The following is a 16,324-nucleotide window of genomic DNA, read 5'->3' on the forward strand; positions in this document are numbered from 1 at the left end:
TTATGGATATTATTCCTTTTTTAAAATTAATGGTTGATCGCGGTGCATCCGATTTATTTTTCAGCGTCGGTACGCCGCCTCACATTAAAATTGAAGGCATTACTTCCCCAGTTGGACAAGCGCCCCTTAAATCCCAACAAATGGCGGAAATCGCAAAATCCATGCTGAATGATCAGCAACAAAAAGAATTTGATGCCACCATGGAATTAAACATGGCCATTTCCGTGGATAACATTGGTCGATATCGTATTAATTTATTTCGCCAACGCGGTGAAATTGCCATGGTGGTGCGCTACATTAAAGGAGTCATTCCTTCACTGGCGGATTTGAATTTACCTCCCATTTTAAGTTCGGTCGTCATGGAGCAGCGCGGGCTTATTTTAGTGGTTGGTTCAACCGGTGCAGGAAAATCAACCACATTGGCTTCCATGATTGATCATCGCAACAATCATGATTGCGGCCATATTTTGACCATTGAAGATCCAATTGAATACATTCATTTGCATAAAAAATCCGTCGTTGATCAGCGCGAGGTCGGTATCGATACCCTCAATTATGACAATGCCTTGAAGAATGCCATGCGTGAAGCGCCGGATGTGATTCTGATCGGCGAGATTCGTGACCGCAACACCATGAAGCATGCTATCTCATACGCTGAAACAGGTCATTTATGTTTATCAACCTTGCATGCCAATAATGCCAACCAGGCTATGGATCGCATTATTAATTTTTTTTCAGAAGAGGCAAAACAACAATTATTGCTTGATTTGTCCTTGAATTTGCGTGCCATCATTTCTCTGCGTTTAATTCCAGGGCTGCATGACAAGCGGGTTCCCGCGGTGGAAGTGTTGCTAAATACCCCATACATCGCGGATTTGATTGATAAAGGCAAAATTGATGAAATCAAGGAAGTGATGGCCAAAAGTACGGAGCAAGGCATGCAGACGTTTGACCAGGCTTTGTTTGATTTATACAAAAATGGCAAAATTAGTCAGGAAAACGCCATTCGTTTCGCTGACTCTAAAAATAATGTCAGTTTGAAAATTCGTTTGTCTGAAGAAGGTAATTTTGATAAAGACACGGATTTAACCATTGAAGAAGGTGGCATTGACAAATTCTAAGACCAAATTCTACTAAACATGAACACTAACCGTTATTTTCTGTGCTCCGCTGCTCATGTATTTCTATGTACACTGCGCTGCGGTGCTCGAAAATAACGGCTATTGTTCTATTTCTAGCGAATTTGTTAACTTTTGATTTCCTGCGTTCTCAGCTCATTTACGCTATGTAAACCACGCTGAGGGCAATAACGTTCATTGTTCCATGTTTAGCGAATCTTTTAACAAATTTAAGACATATTTTTGTATTTTATGATCGTTTTGTTATAATAATAACCATGTTGTTTTCTTGATAATGCCCTATGCAAGCCTATCGGTATGAACAGATTGTCTTAGGTTCGCGTGAGTTGCGGCTAGGTCATATGGTTTATCCTGATGCAATCTATGTTTCCCGGGCACATCCAACGGCCCGTCGTGTTGTGTATAAGGAAAATAAGCATAATAATCCTGATTTATCCCGCTTTGAAGTGGCCTTTGGAACATTAGCGCGTTTATTTTTAGACTCTGATTTGGCGCCGAAATCCAGATTGGTTAAAAATACGGCTGATGAGGTGGTAGGTCTTGCGTGCGAACATCTTAGTTATGATATTGCTCGCCGTGAGGATGTCAATCAAACTTTTTATCGCTTTGCCGCAGAAGGTGGCAGGTTAACGTGGACTTCTTCCTGTCCTGAATTTGCAGAGGCCATTCCCTTTCATTTTTTTAGTCAATTTCCTCCGGGGTATTTCAATACGTTATACCAAGCACATACGCGGGGAGAAATAGAGTTGGATATGGAATCGCTTGCCAGTGTGTTAGCGACCTCATATACCTTAGAAGAAGATGATTTGCATAAGGGAAATTTTGGCTTTTATGTGGTACAGAAAAATGATAAACCTAGGGTTGTTTTTTTTAAGATCGATCATGATCTAATGCTGGCCGATAGTGTGATGTCGCATTGCCAATCTCGTTTTCTCAATTGGTTTCTTGGTTCAGATGCTTTTAAAATAACGGCGCGTGATTTGATAAATTTTCCAAGGTTAACGGATTCACAAAATTATTATTGGCCAACCACATCGCGATGGTTTCATTTCAATTCAGAACATGCCTATACGTCTGAGGTTGAGCGCGAAGCGTTTGCACAATTGGCTCAGTCAGCGGAATTTTGTGCTAAAAAATGGCAGACTTTTTATAAACACATATTGCTCCCTCCCGCGTTGATCAGGCAGCAACTGGCGAATGATTTCGATATGAAGAATGCCGATGAGCGGGCGAAACTTTCACTGATTACCCAATCGGTGGTTGCGCGACAAGCAACATTACGAGCTGTATTATTTACCATCCCTGAATTCCGTCAGTATGTTTTAAATCTTAATGAAGAAGCTTCTCGCGATTTGGTGCAAGGTATTGTGGGTGATGCTGCTGCAGACGATGTGATGCCATGGTCGCAAGAAATTGCAACAGTCATCGCGCGGCATCAGGAGTTATGCCTGCCGGAAGGAGGTTTTGTTCCTGGAGATACACCGTTGCATGCTGCCATTCGTCTGGGTGATTATCGTTATCATGAGACCTGGCAATCGTTTTCACGTTATTCGGTTGAAGTGAATGCTCAAGGACAGACAGCACTTGATTTGGCATTAGCGTTGTCTGAAAGTAGGGAGGTTTCAACGGATGATTTACGCACGAATTTACCGGCAACCATTGGTCATTTAGTGCATGAAGGGGCTACGACGAATGCAATGACGTTGTCTGTGAGGCAGGTCTCCCTGCAAACGGACTACTTATCCAGTTCCCCATATCTTGCGCAAGTGCAAACCGTGACCGATTCCGCAGGATTAAAGTGTTTATTGCGTGCTATTGGCGAAGAGCATCGCTATAGTTTAAAGACACAAAAAGAATTAGCGGTTTTATGCATACGCCAGTTTATTGATATCCATAAACACAATCCACAATTAAAAAAATATTTGTTAGACTTAAAGACGGATTTAAACGGCACAGCGGATAAGAGGCCTGCGCCTGAGTTGCAATACATTCGTCAGCTTCGCAGTCAATTATGGATTATCCGTATTATTCGCGGGTTATTTGGCGGAACTGCAACCAAAGTCATGCTCAATCAATTGATCAACCATGAGCTGCAACGTTTAACCAAATCGTCTTCATGCTCTTCTTCTTTCTTTGCGCAGAAAGAACCGCCATCTACGGAAAAAAATCAGCCGGATGATGAGCTTGGTCATCAAATAACTCCTTTAGCGCCAGAGTAGCTTGGGTAATGCAATGCATTGTTACAAAAAATCTCATCTAACTCCCCTTTAGAAAAGGGGAGAAATGATAGGTACTAGGTCATTAAAATAGTGCTTTATTTTAAATAATCATGCACTACCCGGCCGTATGGCAGGGTTAAATCACTAAGAATATGTGTGGCGCCAAGGACTTTTTTCACCGGCAATTCGGCAACAGGGGCTAAAGCATGGTGGAACAGTTCCAATTGTGCTGGCCCCTGCCAGGCGCCTTTGACGGTAACGTTTTCCAATTCATATTCAACCAGCTCACAAATACGGACACTGCCGTCTACGTGTGGAATGATTTTTAATAGGTAATTTTTACCAGTCAGTGATCCAGCGACTGTTTTGGTATCGATGGTTTGATATTTATAGCCCATGGTTCCAGTTGCAACACGGCAATTACCATAATCGAGCGTTCCAAGTAAGGTTTCTTTTTCAACCTGAAGTTTTGGTTGCGCCATTTTTTTAGGAAATCCCCATATCTCACGACCGCCGGCAATGGGGGGATGATCATCAAGATACATCGCATGCGAATAACCGCCGGTTTGACCTTTATAGCGCACCGGAATAACCTGTCCGGATTCGGTATAATCGCCAAAACCGGTAGAATCTGGCATGCGAATAAATTCGAATTTTACGATTGGATCCACCACTTCCAGGGGAGCAGGCACCACTTCCCGTAATAAATCCATATCCGTTTCATAGGTAATAATTAAAAATTCGCGATTAATAAAACGATAAGGGCCATGGGGATAACTTGGGCGCCATAATGGCATCGCAAATGCTTTTTCTTTTACTTCTGATTCCTTCATAGTGATACTCCGATTAAGTTATGTTTTTAGAACAGGTTCTTGGACATATCATGTATAGTAATACCAACATCCTCTGGAACAGGTTGCAGCCACGGTGATTTTTTTAAAGCCTTTTTCCCGTCACGATACCCTTCATTGATGTGTTCATCAATTGATTTTCTCGAAAATTCATAATCTTTCGACGATAAATCATCCGCATCTCCAGCGTAAAGAAACCGCACCAGAGAGACGGTTTTGTCCCAGCCATTATTTAGACATTGTTGGATAAATTTCTGCTGTTTAACTGCAGGAATTCGCGATGCCAATTGATGAATCTGATAGCGGAGCTGATGAATTTCATGATGCATTTCTATCAGTTTTTCAAAACGGCTTGAATATTCAATGTCTTTTTTACGTTTCTCAACATCATCAAGATTGGATGGATCAAGGCCATAGGAATCAAACAAATGCACCATAAAACACAATAACGCTTTATGGCGTTCATCTGCCAATACATAGCTTAAAGGCGTATTGCTTGATAATCCCCCATCCCAGTAGAGTTTTCCGTCTACTTCCACTGGTGGAAACCCTGGCGGTAAAGCGCCGCTGGCCATAATGTGCTCTGGGCCAATCCGTTGCTTTTCGCTATCAAAATACCGTATGGCGCCTGAGGAAACTTCGACTGCACCGACGCTTAAACGTATTTTCCCATGATTAAGTCGGTCAAAATCGACAAAGTGTTCTAAGGTGTGGTATAGAGGCGAGGTATCATAATAGCTTAACAGGGGTTTGGTCCAGCTTAACCATGGTGTTGCCCACAATGGGGAAAAAAAGCCAGGCTGCCCAAACAGTACGGCCGATTGCGCAGATAAAAAATGCTGCAACCGTCGGTTGAAGGTATCCCCGGGAAGCAAGGATTCATCCATTAAGGTAGGGGTTGAAATGGCATGCCAGAAGGATCGCATTTTATCAATGCGATCCTTCTTTGCATTCCCGGCGGCAATGGCTGAATTGATGGCACCAATGGAGGTGCCAACAAACCAGTCAGGAAAATAGCCCGCTTCCTGCAAGGCTTGCAGCACACCGACCTGGTAAGCACCCATGGCACCGCCGCCTTGAAAACTGCAGGCGAGGTAGTCATGCATTGGTGCGCTGGCTTTATTGTTTTTTGATCCTGGCACAAGCTTTACTCCATAAACCACCCATGACTGACAACCAGAGATTGGCCTGTTAAGGCATTGGTTGGGAATGCGGCAAAGAATAAGGCCGTTTGTGCGACATCATCTGTGGTGGTGAACTCACCATCAACCGTATCTTTCAGCATGACTTTTTTGATGACGTCTTCTTCACTGATGCCTAATTCTTTCGCTTGTTCTGGAATTTGCTTATCAACCAAAGGCGTGCGTACAAAACCAGGGCAGATGACGTTGGCCCGGACATTATGGGCAGCGCCTTCTTTTGCGACAACTTTACACAGACCAAGCAAGCCGTGTTTTGCCGTCACGTAAGGGGCTTTCAGCAAAGAAGCTTCCTTGGAATGAACCGAGCCCATGTAGATGATACTGCCGCCTCGGCCTGATGCATACATGTGTTTCAGGCAGGCACGAGTGGTGAGAAAAGCGCCGTCGAGGTGAATGGACAGTAATTTTTTCCAATCTGCATAGGGTAATTTATCAACGGATTGAATGATTTGAATACCGGCGTTGCTGACCAGAACATCAACGCTGCCAAACCGTTCAGCAACCGCATCTACGCCTTCTTGCACTTGTGCTTCATCAACGACGTTCATTTCAACGGCCATGGCTTGCCCGCCTTTACTTTTGATTTCGCTGGCGACTTCATCCGCTTGCGAAAGATTAAGATCGGCAATGGCAACTTTTGCTCCTGCAGACGCATAAACCAAAGCTATTTCTTTACCAATTCCACTGGCAGCACCAGTGACAATGGCGACTTTATCGTTTAAACGCATGATTTCTCCTTTTTATTATTGTTCCTTAGGCCTATGAAAGTTATAGCACTATTTTTAATTTTTACTAATTTTTTTATGATCGGGATTTTGTTATATAACAAAATGATTTGAAGCTTTATTTGTAAAAGTCGTAAGGCAGTGAAAATCCTCCCCTTTTGCAAAGGGAGGATGAGTTTTAATAATAGTAGTATCGACCGTTGCGGTAGTAACGTCTTTCCTGAGATTGGCCGATTTGATGTCCAACCAGTGCACCGGCCCCAGCACCAATCACTGTTCCCAAAGCATCGCCGCCGCTGACTGCATAACCAATGCCGGCTCCTGCCGCAGCACCTGTTGTCGTACCAACCTGGGTTGGTGTGCAGGCACTCAACGTAATAATCGCTGATCCTGCAAAAAATAGAGATAACATTAATTTTTTCATGATTCAAATCCTCTTGAAAATAAGTCCTTCATTACACATATTAGTACAAAAAATAAATAAACAGTAAGAAATATATACATATTAGGTGGGCGATGAGCGCGGCGCTTGAGAAAGTTTTCTTGTGCGATTAGTATTGGCAAAGCGAATCAACTGAAATGAGGGCATCATGTTTCGAGGCAGCATCGTTGCACTGGTTACGCCATTAAAAGAAGACAAGGTGGATGTGGATCGTTTGCGTGAGCTGGTTGAATTTCATATTCAAGCAGGCACGCACGGCATTGTGGCTGCCGGTACAACCGGGGAAGCAGGCACATTAACGCATGCTGAAAAATTGCTGGTGATTAAATCAGTGGTTGAGCAGGTCAATGAGCGTATACCAGTGATTGCTGGTACTGCGGCCAATGCAACTCAGGCGTGTATTGAATTGACTGAACAAGCTATGGAATGCGGGGTGGATGCTGTCTTGATTATGACGCCGGCTTATATTAAACCGACCCAGGAAGGATTGTATCAACACTATCATCAAATTGCGCACGAAGTGGCGGTACCCATCATTCTTTACAATGTTCCTGGGCGTACCGCCTGTGATCTGTTGCCGGAGACCGTTACACGGCTTGCCAAGATATCCAACATCATTGGCATTAAGGAAGCCACGGGCAATATGTCGCGATTGCAGCAGATTTTACGTCAATGTGATGGCAGTCTTGATGTCTATAGTGGCGATGATTTAACCGCCGCACAATGGATGCTTGCTGGTGCAAAAGGCGTGATTTCCGTCACGGCGAATGTCGCCCCAAAATGGATGGCAAAATTGTGTGATGCGGCCATCGATTCGGAACAGGGTGAATGCTTGCGTTTGCACGAGCAGTTGATGCCTTTGCATCAATTGATGTTTATTGAATCAAACCCTATTCCTGCCAAGTGGGCATTGAATAAGATGGGATTGATTAGTGATGAAATTCGCCTGCCCTTGACCCCATTAAGCCATGCCCACCATCCATCCATGGAGCATGCATTACGGACATTACAATTGATTTAAAATTAACTAAAATCGGGCGTTTAAACGAGGTATTTTGTGCAAAAAACAGTATTTATTATGGCATTAGCCCTTTTATTATCGGCCTGTGCATCCTATTATTCCAGTAATGGTGAAAAAAAGTACTTGGAAAGTCGGAATGGCCTCAATTTAGTGGTGCCGCCACCACTCACAAGTGCAAACATCAGTCATTTTTATGATTTGCCCCCGCAGAATCAGAACCCGAGGGTGAACATCGAGCCACCGCAGAATTGAGGTGCCACATGTCAGAGCGAGAAACGGAATTTGCAGTCATTCAGGAATTATCCAGGCGCATTGTAGAAGCGCAAAGCAAGATTCGTATTCTCGATTGCATCAAATGGGATGAAGCCATCCGCGAGGATTTTTTTCAACATAAAGGGAAAAAACTTCCAGCCGTCGATGAGGCTTATTATCAAAAAAGGCCATTGCCGTTTGATGCCAATGAAAAAATGGAAGAATTTCGCCTGATTCTGCGCGATACTCAGAATCAGCTGGGGCAGTATTCTCCAGTAACCCGCCTCATTAAGCGCCAATGCGATGAATACATCCGCGCCTTGCAAATGCTGGATGCTCGCGGCACGCCGGCGTTTTGTGAAATTGCCATGGAATTGTATGGCAGTCCGGATGATGCGTTTTATGTTGGTGGACCGCGTTTGTCGGAATTAGGGGCGCTGCTCTTTGATATACTCACCGCGTTAGACGTGCAATTGCAATCGGACGCGGATGTCAAACGCTATAGCGCTGAGGAAGCACAACAATTATTGCAGGCGCGGTTAAGCGCTTTTTTCAATCAGCATCCAGACAGGCTGACGGTGATGGTGAGCGATGACATGGTTGCGGATGCCTCTGCCGGTGCCGATACCATTAAACTAAACCAACGGGTTATTTTCAGCGATCGCGATCTTAAATATTTGGAAGTGCATGAAGGCTGGGTGCATGTAGGGACCACATTAAATGGCGCCTTCCAGCCGTATTGTTTTTTCCTCTCCAAAGGCTCTCCCTCCTGCAGCGTCATTCAGGAAGGCTTGGCCGTGTTGACCGAAGTGATCACCTTTTCCTCCTATCCGGGCCGGATGCGCAAAATCACCAATCGGGTGGTGGCGCTGGATAAAGTCACTAAAGGCGCCGATTTTCTTGATATTTACCGTTATTTTCTTGAATGCGGTTTCAGTGAGGACGACAGTTACAAGCAAAGCGTGCGCGTGTTTCGCGGCAGCACCCCCACAGGTGGGCCGTTTACCAAAGATTTATCGTACGCTAAAGGCTTTGTGTTGATTTATAATTACATCCGATTTGCCATCAGCCAGCACCGGATTGATACCATCCCCTTGCTCTTTACCGGTAAACTGGTGTTGGATGATTTACCCTTGCTGGGTGAATTGAAAGAGCATGGTTTATTAACCGACCCGGTTTATCTGCCGCCGCAATTTCGCGATCTTGCCGCCCTAAGTGCCTGGATGAGCTTTTCTCTCTATCTTAATAAATTTGATTTGAATGAAATCCAGAAAAACTTTAAGTTTTTGTTGGTTTAAATTAAGAAATCATTGCCAAATTTCAGGGTCATTTTTCAGCAACTTGCTATACTTTGAACATAAGCGTTGGATAAGTGTAGCCTGGTTAACGCCCAAGCGGTAGCCAGGGGTTATCGGAATGCTCCTGGATATCGCTTTGCGCTATCCAGGCTACAGTGTTGGTAGCCTGGTTGCTCGCAACCGGGGAATAGGATTTTAAAAAAATAACCGGGTCTTTGCTTTCCTGTTAAACTCAGGCCAGGGTATTAAGAAAGCCTTAAGAATAAAGGCTTAAACTATGTATTAACGATGGGGAATGACGGAGCTGGGTATGGCTAAGAACCAAGAACTTTTAGAGACGTTGGCTGAATTGAAACTAAGTAGTGATCCTGCTGTTGCTGCGAGGCAGAAAGCCGCACTGGACGCTCTTATTCAGATAGATATCAATGCAGCAGATGGTGCAAAAAATTTCAGGGAGGCTATACATACTCATAGTACAATATTGGGACTTGATGCAAATTTTATAAGTGCTGCCCATACTGAAGACGAGGACGAGCTCAGTGTTGCCAATGATGGAGCAGAAAACTCCATGGCTGTTATACAGCGAGAGATCAATAAAAAACGTCTGGTGTTTGGATTGGCTAGTCTTCCTGCTGCCGAATTAACAACAATAGCTACACAGGATGATCTCGCAGTATTGCGGACAATGTTAAAAGATAAGGATGTTTTTCCCAAAGCCGATCATCCATATTTATCTGATAGAAGATTAGGACAGATCAAACAATATGCTGGCGAGCTTGCCACAATAAAAGAGATTAAATCCAAGCTAGAGGCTGCAGAACAGGTGAGTGCCGCGCCTCATCCCACCATAGAAACGGCGCTTGCAGAGCCAGGCGAGGCGGCTGCCGCACAATTTGCAGCCATTATGGCGCGATTGCAGGAGTTGGAGGCAAAGAAAGAAGAAATTCGGCGTGATTGCGTTTCTAATAGAGCAACTCTAGAGCAAGATATTCACGAAGAACATTTAACAGATATTAAGGCGAGGTATGCAGCGCTTCATGAGCAAATTCAGCGTGAAGAAGCTGCTGTTCGTGATAAGCAAGATGGCATATTGGCGTTTATGGAGGCGAGGGTTAAACCTGTCCGAGATGAGCTGGCGTCAATACCGGATCTTGCTGCAGCTGCTCCACAAAAACGTAAGTCTTTATTTGATGCAGCTTATGAAAATGTTGAGGTATTATCAAAGGCGATTGAATTAGATACATTGGTTCATGGTGAGGAAAATGAGGAGTTACGGGAAAAATTAGATGAAGCAATAGAACAAAGAAAAGCATTAGCCGAGCATTATGCACCTGAACTTGCCACAGCCATCAAAACAGGCGCTGAAGCCGTTGTAAGAGAGGCTGCTGCAACCGATGTCCGCCTGCTTAGAGTCAGGGAAGCGGAAGATAAGTTGCGCCATCTTCAAGAGCAAATGACGCAACTTCAGAAAAAACTGGAGCAAGCTGAATTTATACGCAGGAATGCCGGTACGATTATTACAGATGAGGGGGCACGGAGATCATTTATTGCCGAACATGATAGGGCAAAACGTGCTTATGATGAAGCTAAAACTAAATTTGCCGAATTAAGAGGGGCTGCCCAGGCTACTTTTCCTGATTTAACCGTGACTGGAGGTCGAGCCCCAGCGCCCTCAGGTCCGCCTAAATCTGGTGTTCTTCTGCTGGAAGAGCATGGCATCATGCGGCAATTTACAGATACTGTTGTTCTTCATGGACAAAGGCCTCCAGAGCCCGAAGCACCTGCTGCACGAGGGCCACTTGCAGGAAGTACTACTGCTGAATTATCGTCTCGACGAACACCCGTGGTATTTCATGGAAAGAAACTGGAAGAAGGCGATGTGATCCATTCGGTGGCTCATTTTGGACCTAGAGCAATTCGGGTCAGCGGTGCCCCACAACAAGTGGCAGGCATTGGTCGCATTACCCAGGATCATCAGGGTAAAGTCTCTGATAGATCAGAAAATCTAGATCCAAAGGAACAACAATTAGTAGCCTTTAAAATGGCTAGAATGTTACTAACCAATTACAAGCCCGGTGATGGCGATATTATCCTTCGATCAGATGCCAGGCCACCGGATGTGGATATGGGTAATAAGGTCTATGCAGCGTTATTACTGCTTAAACAAAGTCATCCTTCATTAAAAGATATTAAAATAGATTCGCGGATACCAGGGGTGACAGGTCCAGACTGGAAGACCCGTAATAGTACGTTTATAACGGAGCACTTAGGTGATGTTGCGCCGAAAGATCCCGCACAGGCTAGTGCCATTACTAAAAGTGATCGTGAAGAAGCAACCCGTCAGTTGGCAAGTATGACTCAGGCAAAATATAAAGAAGTAATTACTAAAGGTCGATTGTGGGATAGTAAGAAAGAAGAATTTGAGGCGCCTACAGAAACGACTAAAATAGGACAAAGAAGACCATAATAATAAGGACCATCATGAACCCCTCACCATTGGCGGTTGGTGTTTTTGATTCTGGGATGGGCGGTTTGACGGTGTTGCGTGCGTTACGCGCGGCGATGCCGGATGAATCGTTTATTTATTTGGGCGATACCGCGCGTCTGCCGTATGGGACTAAAAGCCCGGCAACGGTGCAGCAATACGCGGTGCAAATGACGCGGCTTTTGGTCGAGCGGCGCATCAAAGCACTGGTCATTGCCTGCAATACCGCCACCACCGCAGCCTTGCCGCATTTACAAGCCATGCTGCCGGATATGCCCGTTTTAGGGGTTGTCTTGCCAGGAGCATCGGCTGCGGTGGCGGCGACGCGTAACCGGCGTTTGGCGGTGCTGGCTACCGAAACGACGATTGCCGCTAACGCTTACCAGCGGCTCATCACGGAACAATTGCCTGAGGTTACCATTCACGCCCGCGCCTGCAGCCTCTTGGTGGCTTTGGCGGAAGAGGGCATGGTGGACAATGCCATCGCCGAAGCGACACTTCGCCATTATCTTGCCGGGTTGACCGAGGAAGACACGCTGCTTTTGGGGTGTACGCATTTTCCGGTGTTTAAGCCGTTATTATCACGACTGTTGCCTGCCACCGTGTGTGTGGTGGATTCCGCCGAAGCCACAGCATTGGCATTGAAAGAGGCATTGATCGCGCAACAGTTATGCAATCCTGAAAAAAATTCCGCCGCACAAGTGCACTATCTAGTCACTGATTCCATCCATCGATTTCAAGCCGTAGGCGAGATCTTTCTAGGCAGCCCCTTGGCCAAAGCCGACATTGAACTGGTGGATGTTTGATGCCCATCAATGGTCTCCCCGGATATTGCTTCGCACTATCCAGGCTACAGATTGAGTGACTTGTAGCCTGGTTAACGCGTAAGCGGTAACCGGGTTTAATGACGTATCAATAAACGATTATTCGTCTTTGGGAGGGCGGTTCATGAGGTTTTTGACGGCTTGTTCGGCGGTTATTTTACCTTGCAGTAAGGCATTGACTTCCTGACAAATAGGCATTTCAACCTGATGATGCGTTGCCAGTGCGCAAACTTGGGCTGCATTATGTTTCCCTTCAACGACTTGTCCAATACGCCGCTCAGCTTCATTTAGGCTAATGCCTTGCCCCAAGTGAAGGCCAAAACGGCGGTTACGGGATTGATCATCGGTACACGTAAGCACCAAATCGCCGACGCCGGCGAGCCCCATAAACGTTTCCTGACGGGCGCCTAAACCTAGTCCCAAGCGACACATTTCTGCAAGTCCCCGGGTAATAAGCGCGGCTTTGGCATTGGCGCCGTAATGCAAGCCGTCACTGATGCCACAAGCAATGGCCAGAACGTTTTTAACGGCGCCGCATAGCTGGACCCCGATGACATCATCACTCTGATAGACGCGAATGTTGTTTTGATGAAGGATATCGCGAATGGCTTTCAAGTAAGGACCACTTGTGCCGGCGACGACTAAGGCGGTTGGTAAAAACTGTGCGACTTCCCGGGCAAAAGAAGGTCCGGAAATCACGGCAATAGGAAAAGCGCTGCCCCATCGTTCCGCGACCAGCTGGCTTAATAATTTATGGCGGCTTGGATCAAGCCCTTTGGTTAGCCAGGCAAGACCCTTGGCGGGTTTAGGTAATTGATTTAACAGCGCTGCAAAGGCATGAGAAGGTACGGCTACAATGACTTCAGCGGCTTGAGCGATGCATGCTGCAAGATCGGCAGTTGGTTGCAGGGTGGGAGGAAAATTGATAGTGGGCAGATAACGACGATTACAGCGCTCCTGCAGCATGTCGTTTACGTGTTGGTCAGAGTGCCCCCACAATAATACTCGATTGCCGTGCTGAGCCAGGTGAATCGCAATTGCGGTTCCCCAAGAGCCTGCGCCTAAAACGGCAATCGTGGTCGTTTTCATTGGTAAAAAACCTGAATCAGTGAGACGTCTCGCTGGATTTTTCCTTAGCTGCTTTTTGCTTTTCCTCTAATTGCTGCATATAAAGCGCATCAAAATTGATTGGGGCTAAGACAAGCTGTGGGAAGCTGCCGCGAATGACTTCTGTGGTAATCGCTTCACGAGCATAGGGAAAGAGAATGCTGGGGCAGAAACTGCCTAATAAATGATCCAGTTGTTCGGCAGGAGCGCCTTGAATGGTGAAAATTCCCGCTTGTTGAACTTCGACTAAAAAGGCCGTGGCATTCTGATTTTTCACCGTTGCCGTCACGGTCAAAGCCACTTCGTAGACGTTTTCTTCCAAGAGGGTATGTTGGGTGTTTAAATCCAGAGATAATTCTGGTTCCCATTTTTGCTGAAAAATTGCTGGTGTATTGGTGGTTTCAAAGGATAAATCCTTAACGTAAACGCGCTGAATCATAAATTGCACTTCAGACGATTGTTGTTGGTTCTTGTTTTGTTCAGTCATTCTAGCGTTATCCTTTTATAAGTTGATTAACGATTGGTAGATAGGGTTTGATTTAATAAGCGCTATTTTTTGCCTTTAACCGTAGGTAGGTTAGCCGAAATCCAGGCAGCCATTCCTCCAGCAAGTACCATCGGTTGCTCAAATCCTTGCTCGCGTAATTTAGCGGCTAGTGCTGGTGATTGCAAGCCGCGGGCACAGACGAGAATAATCGGTTTTGATTTGTATTTATCCATGCGCTGTTGATTGAAATCATCCATCGATGCTCGTATGGCATTAATGATGTGGCCGTTGCGATAGGCTTCGGCATCGCGTAAATCAATGACGATGGCATTTTCATTGTTAATGAGATCCACTGCTGCAGATGGGTTAAGTTCTTTTGCTTTTTTTCTTTGGCTCATTAATTCGTTAACAAAAATTAATAAAAGAATCACAATGAGTGCCAGCCAAAGTGGCCAATGGTTTATGATAAATTGTCCTAATTGTTGCATGGGATACCTGAAATTCAGTGACTTGGGTCGAATTATCCTAAGAACGGTCAGACAACGCAAGTCCTGGTGATTTATCAGGGAAAAATCTCCTCTAACTCCCCTTTAGTCAAGGGGAGAAATGATAAGTACTAGACCGTTAAAACGAATTATGAAAGAAATGCTTGCCTCTCTTTACAAAGACAGGTTCTAATTTGTAAAAAGGGACAAGATATGAATTATGGACAGGGTTTGATGGTAAGCCCTTTAGGTAATTTGACCTCTGTTCCACAAGCTTCATCCAAATTTTTCTGCTGTAAACCGAAGGCCTGCTGTAAATCGGCATTTGTTAAATTTGTACCCTTTAAAATGGTCTGAGTAAGCCACGCCATATTGAGCTGGGCATTTCTCAGGTTAGCTTGGCTTAAATCAGCATAACTTAGTCGTGTTTTCGTTAAATCGGCTTTGTTAAGGTTGCTTTGACTTAAATTAGCGGATTGCAGGTTGGCATGTGCCAAATTGGCTTCACTTAAATTAGCGCCTTGTAGATTTGCGTGAGAGAAATCGATATGACGCAGATCTCGGCCGTGCAAATTAGCACCGTGTAAATCCGCGCCAACCAGATAGCCTTGATTTGGACTCGAATTTTGCGGATTCATGATTGGCTTGTTATTTAAGAGGCGCGCCAGTTGATTATGCGTCGCTATTTTACCGATATGAAACCAGGGTAATGCCAGGATGAGATAAACGACTGCCATTAACAGGGCAAGCAAAGTATTGGCAGGTTTTATCATGCTCAGCCATGGCTTTTCACTGAGAAAAACAGCCAGACTATAACTGACGTTATATAAGGCATGAATGATAAGTGAAATCAGTAACAGGATAGACAGAGGGTTAAGGCCATAATGCCACATGTCCATCCAGGGGTATTTAAGAATAAATAAAGAATATAAGGCGCTGACGATGAAGCAGGCGTAAATTAAATAACAAAACCAACGAGCATAAGGTTCACGTTCAAGACCGGCTTGAAAAATGCCATTAAACAATAAAATATTAAAGACACTCAACACCACAATGATTGGCCAGAAGTCAGCAAATGCGCGGTTTGCAAAAGGAATTGCCAAGAGAAACCCTAAACAAATCACCACAAAAATTGGATACAGGAATTTGCAAAACGCCAATAAAATATTCCTGAGTTTTGTGAGAATTTGCTCATGTTGATGGAGAATGGCCATGGCTATGCCGAAGAAAAAAGGCGGCATAATGTAGAAAAAGGCAGTGCTGAACACAATGTTTTGAATCAGTGATATACCCAGTAATTGAAATAAAAGAGCAGCCAGTGTGCATAATCCCATGGCTAATGAAATCAGCACTTGTCCAAGAATAAGCTTCAATATGACTTGCCAAACTTCACTGAACAACGTCGAATAGGAAAAGATAAATTGTTTTTCCTCAAGCACAACACAGTAAAAAATAAAAACAATAAAAGCACTCACAGCGCATTGGGCGGCGAGAATGGGGGTAACGTAAGTGACTGCACGTGTGAGATCAGCAAGCAAATGATACGCAACAAAACCATACACAATGGCTATGATGAACGACATGCCAAGACCAAGTGCTAGCGTGTCTCGTTCGGGCAGTTTGACCTGCAACGCAAAGAGAGGAAAAGTCAATACAATGATGGCACAGAAGGTTGTGGCAATACTGAAATGGCCAAAATTAATGAGTGCATAAGCAATGACGCCTTGTAGTAAGCCGAGTGCAGGTCTAATGAATGTCATCTTCTTGTCCTTAAGATCCATGGTCAG

The 16,324-nt window shown here is 44.9% G+C and carries 15 protein-coding genes; 7 read left to right on the forward strand and 8 right to left on the reverse strand.

Annotated features, from left to right (window positions below; all coding sequences use genetic code 11):
• The first annotated feature begins 2 nt into the window (after window positions 1–2).
• Together E1O52_RS06885 and ankK are read left to right on the forward strand one after the other, a co-directional pair.
• Complete coding sequence (locus E1O52_RS06885) at window positions 3–1,121, forward strand: PilT/PilU family type 4a pilus ATPase (protein WP_133128025.1); 1,119 nt, start codon at window positions 3–5, stop codon at window positions 1,119–1,121.
• A gap of 299 nt (window positions 1,122–1,420) precedes the next feature.
• Window positions 1,421–3,358 carry a Dot/Icm T4SS effector AnkK/LegA5 gene (ankK, locus tag E1O52_RS06890; RefSeq protein ID WP_133127975.1) on the forward strand — a complete coding sequence of 646 codons (1,938 nt, stop codon included), beginning with the start codon at window positions 1,421–1,423 and terminating at the stop codon, window positions 3,356–3,358.
• 95 nt (window positions 3,359–3,453) lie between these two features.
• On the opposite strand, the gene E1O52_RS06895 is transcribed toward ankK, so the two are convergent.
• The 4 genes from E1O52_RS06895 to E1O52_RS06910 form a co-directional block, all read right to left on the reverse strand.
• Window positions 3,454–4,191: an acetoacetate decarboxylase gene (locus tag E1O52_RS06895; RefSeq protein WP_133127976.1), complete on the reverse strand. Its 738-nt coding sequence runs from the start codon at window positions 4,189–4,191 to the stop codon at window positions 3,454–3,456.
• 26 nt (window positions 4,192–4,217) lie between these two features.
• The gene (locus E1O52_RS06900; RefSeq protein ID WP_242602192.1) at window positions 4,218–5,351 is read right to left on the reverse strand and encodes a patatin-like phospholipase family protein; all 1,134 of its coding nucleotides are present in this window, start codon (window positions 5,349–5,351) and stop codon (window positions 4,218–4,220) included.
• 5 nt (window positions 5,352–5,356) lie between these two features.
• A complete protein-coding gene (locus E1O52_RS06905; protein WP_133127977.1) occupies window positions 5,357–6,139 on the reverse strand; it encodes a 3-hydroxybutyrate dehydrogenase in 783 nt (260 codons plus the stop codon).
• Window positions 6,140–6,314: 175 nt separating this feature from the next.
• A complete protein-coding gene (locus tag E1O52_RS06910; RefSeq protein ID WP_133127978.1) occupies window positions 6,315–6,560 on the reverse strand; it encodes a glycine zipper domain-containing protein in 246 nt (81 codons plus the stop codon).
• A 166-nt stretch (window positions 6,561–6,726) separates the two neighbouring features.
• Between E1O52_RS06910 and dapA the strand changes: the two genes are divergently transcribed.
• The 5 genes from dapA (at window position 6,727) to murI (ending at window position 12,440) form a co-directional block, all read left to right on the forward strand.
• Entirely contained in the window at window positions 6,727–7,599 is an 873-nt protein-coding gene (dapA, locus tag E1O52_RS06915) for a 4-hydroxy-tetrahydrodipicolinate synthase (protein ID WP_133127979.1), read from the forward strand.
• Window positions 7,600–7,635: 36 nt separating this feature from the next.
• Window positions 7,636–7,851 (forward strand): hypothetical protein, encoded by a 216-nt coding sequence (locus E1O52_RS13350; protein ID WP_133127980.1) that lies wholly within the window; start codon window positions 7,636–7,638, stop codon window positions 7,849–7,851.
• A gap of 8 nt (window positions 7,852–7,859) precedes the next feature.
• Entirely contained in the window at window positions 7,860–9,149 is a 1,290-nt protein-coding gene (locus E1O52_RS06925; protein ID WP_133127981.1) for a flavohemoglobin expression-modulating QEGLA motif protein, read from the forward strand.
• A gap of 310 nt (window positions 9,150–9,459) precedes the next feature.
• Entirely contained in the window at window positions 9,460–11,616 is a 2,157-nt protein-coding gene (locus tag E1O52_RS06930; protein WP_133127982.1) for a coiled-coil domain-containing protein, read from the forward strand.
• A 14-nt stretch (window positions 11,617–11,630) separates the two neighbouring features.
• Entirely contained in the window at window positions 11,631–12,440 is an 810-nt protein-coding gene (murI, locus tag E1O52_RS06935) for a glutamate racemase (RefSeq protein ID WP_133127983.1), read from the forward strand.
• A gap of 117 nt (window positions 12,441–12,557) precedes the next feature.
• Here murI and E1O52_RS06940 read toward each other — a convergent pair whose 3' ends face one another.
• The 4 genes from E1O52_RS06940 to E1O52_RS06955 form a co-directional block, all read right to left on the reverse strand.
• Window positions 12,558–13,547 (reverse strand): NAD(P)H-dependent glycerol-3-phosphate dehydrogenase, encoded by a 990-nt coding sequence (locus E1O52_RS06940; RefSeq protein WP_133127984.1) that lies wholly within the window; start codon window positions 13,545–13,547, stop codon window positions 12,558–12,560.
• 16 nt (window positions 13,548–13,563) lie between these two features.
• Complete coding sequence (secB, locus tag E1O52_RS06945) at window positions 13,564–14,052, reverse strand: protein-export chaperone SecB (protein ID WP_133127985.1); 489 nt, start codon at window positions 14,050–14,052, stop codon at window positions 13,564–13,566.
• Window positions 14,053–14,114: 62 nt separating this feature from the next.
• Window positions 14,115–14,540 carry a rhodanese-like domain-containing protein gene (locus tag E1O52_RS06950; RefSeq protein WP_133127986.1) on the reverse strand — a complete coding sequence of 142 codons (426 nt, stop codon included), beginning with the start codon at window positions 14,538–14,540 and terminating at the stop codon, window positions 14,115–14,117.
• A 215-nt stretch (window positions 14,541–14,755) separates the two neighbouring features.
• Window positions 14,756–16,297 carry a pentapeptide repeat-containing protein gene (locus tag E1O52_RS06955; protein ID WP_165474734.1) on the reverse strand — a complete coding sequence of 514 codons (1,542 nt, stop codon included), beginning with the start codon at window positions 16,295–16,297 and terminating at the stop codon, window positions 14,756–14,758.
• Window positions 16,298–16,324: the final 27 nt, after the last annotated feature.

The sequence above is a fragment of the Legionella nagasakiensis genome, from assembly GCF_900639915.1.
GTDB lineage: Bacteria > Pseudomonadota > Gammaproteobacteria > Legionellales > Legionellaceae > Legionella_A > Legionella_A nagasakiensis.

Bases quoted from the DNA above. Each gene is read 5' to 3' on its own strand.
- E1O52_RS06885 (WP_133128025.1), top strand. From the start codon at position 3: ATGGATATTATTCCTTTTTTAAAATTAATGGTTGATCGCGGTGCATCC.
- ankK (WP_133127975.1), top strand. From the start codon at position 1,421: ATGCAAGCCTATCGGTATGAACAGATTGTCTTAGGTTCGCGTGAGTTG.
- E1O52_RS06895 (WP_133127976.1), bottom strand. From the start codon at position 4,191: ATGAAGGAATCAGAAGTAAAAGAAAAAGCATTTGCGATGCCATTATGG.
- E1O52_RS06905 (WP_133127977.1), bottom strand. From the start codon at position 6,139: ATGCGTTTAAACGATAAAGTCGCCATTGTCACTGGTGCTGCCAGTGGA.
- E1O52_RS06910 (WP_133127978.1), bottom strand. From the start codon at position 6,560: ATGAAAAAATTAATGTTATCTCTATTTTTTGCAGGATCAGCGATTATT.
- dapA (WP_133127979.1), top strand. From the start codon at position 6,727: ATGTTTCGAGGCAGCATCGTTGCACTGGTTACGCCATTAAAAGAAGAC.
- E1O52_RS06925 (WP_133127981.1), top strand. From the start codon at position 7,860: ATGTCAGAGCGAGAAACGGAATTTGCAGTCATTCAGGAATTATCCAGG.
- E1O52_RS06930 (WP_133127982.1), top strand. From the start codon at position 9,460: ATGGCTAAGAACCAAGAACTTTTAGAGACGTTGGCTGAATTGAAACTA.
- murI (WP_133127983.1), top strand. From the start codon at position 11,631: ATGAACCCCTCACCATTGGCGGTTGGTGTTTTTGATTCTGGGATGGGC.
- E1O52_RS06940 (WP_133127984.1), bottom strand. From the start codon at position 13,547: ATGAAAACGACCACGATTGCCGTTTTAGGCGCAGGCTCTTGGGGAACC.
- secB (WP_133127985.1), bottom strand. From the start codon at position 14,052: ATGACTGAACAAAACAAGAACCAACAACAATCGTCTGAAGTGCAATTT.
- E1O52_RS06950 (WP_133127986.1), bottom strand. From the start codon at position 14,540: ATGCAACAATTAGGACAATTTATCATAAACCATTGGCCACTTTGGCTG.
- E1O52_RS06955 (WP_165474734.1), bottom strand. From the start codon at position 16,297: ATGACATTCATTAGACCTGCACTCGGCTTACTACAAGGCGTCATTGCT.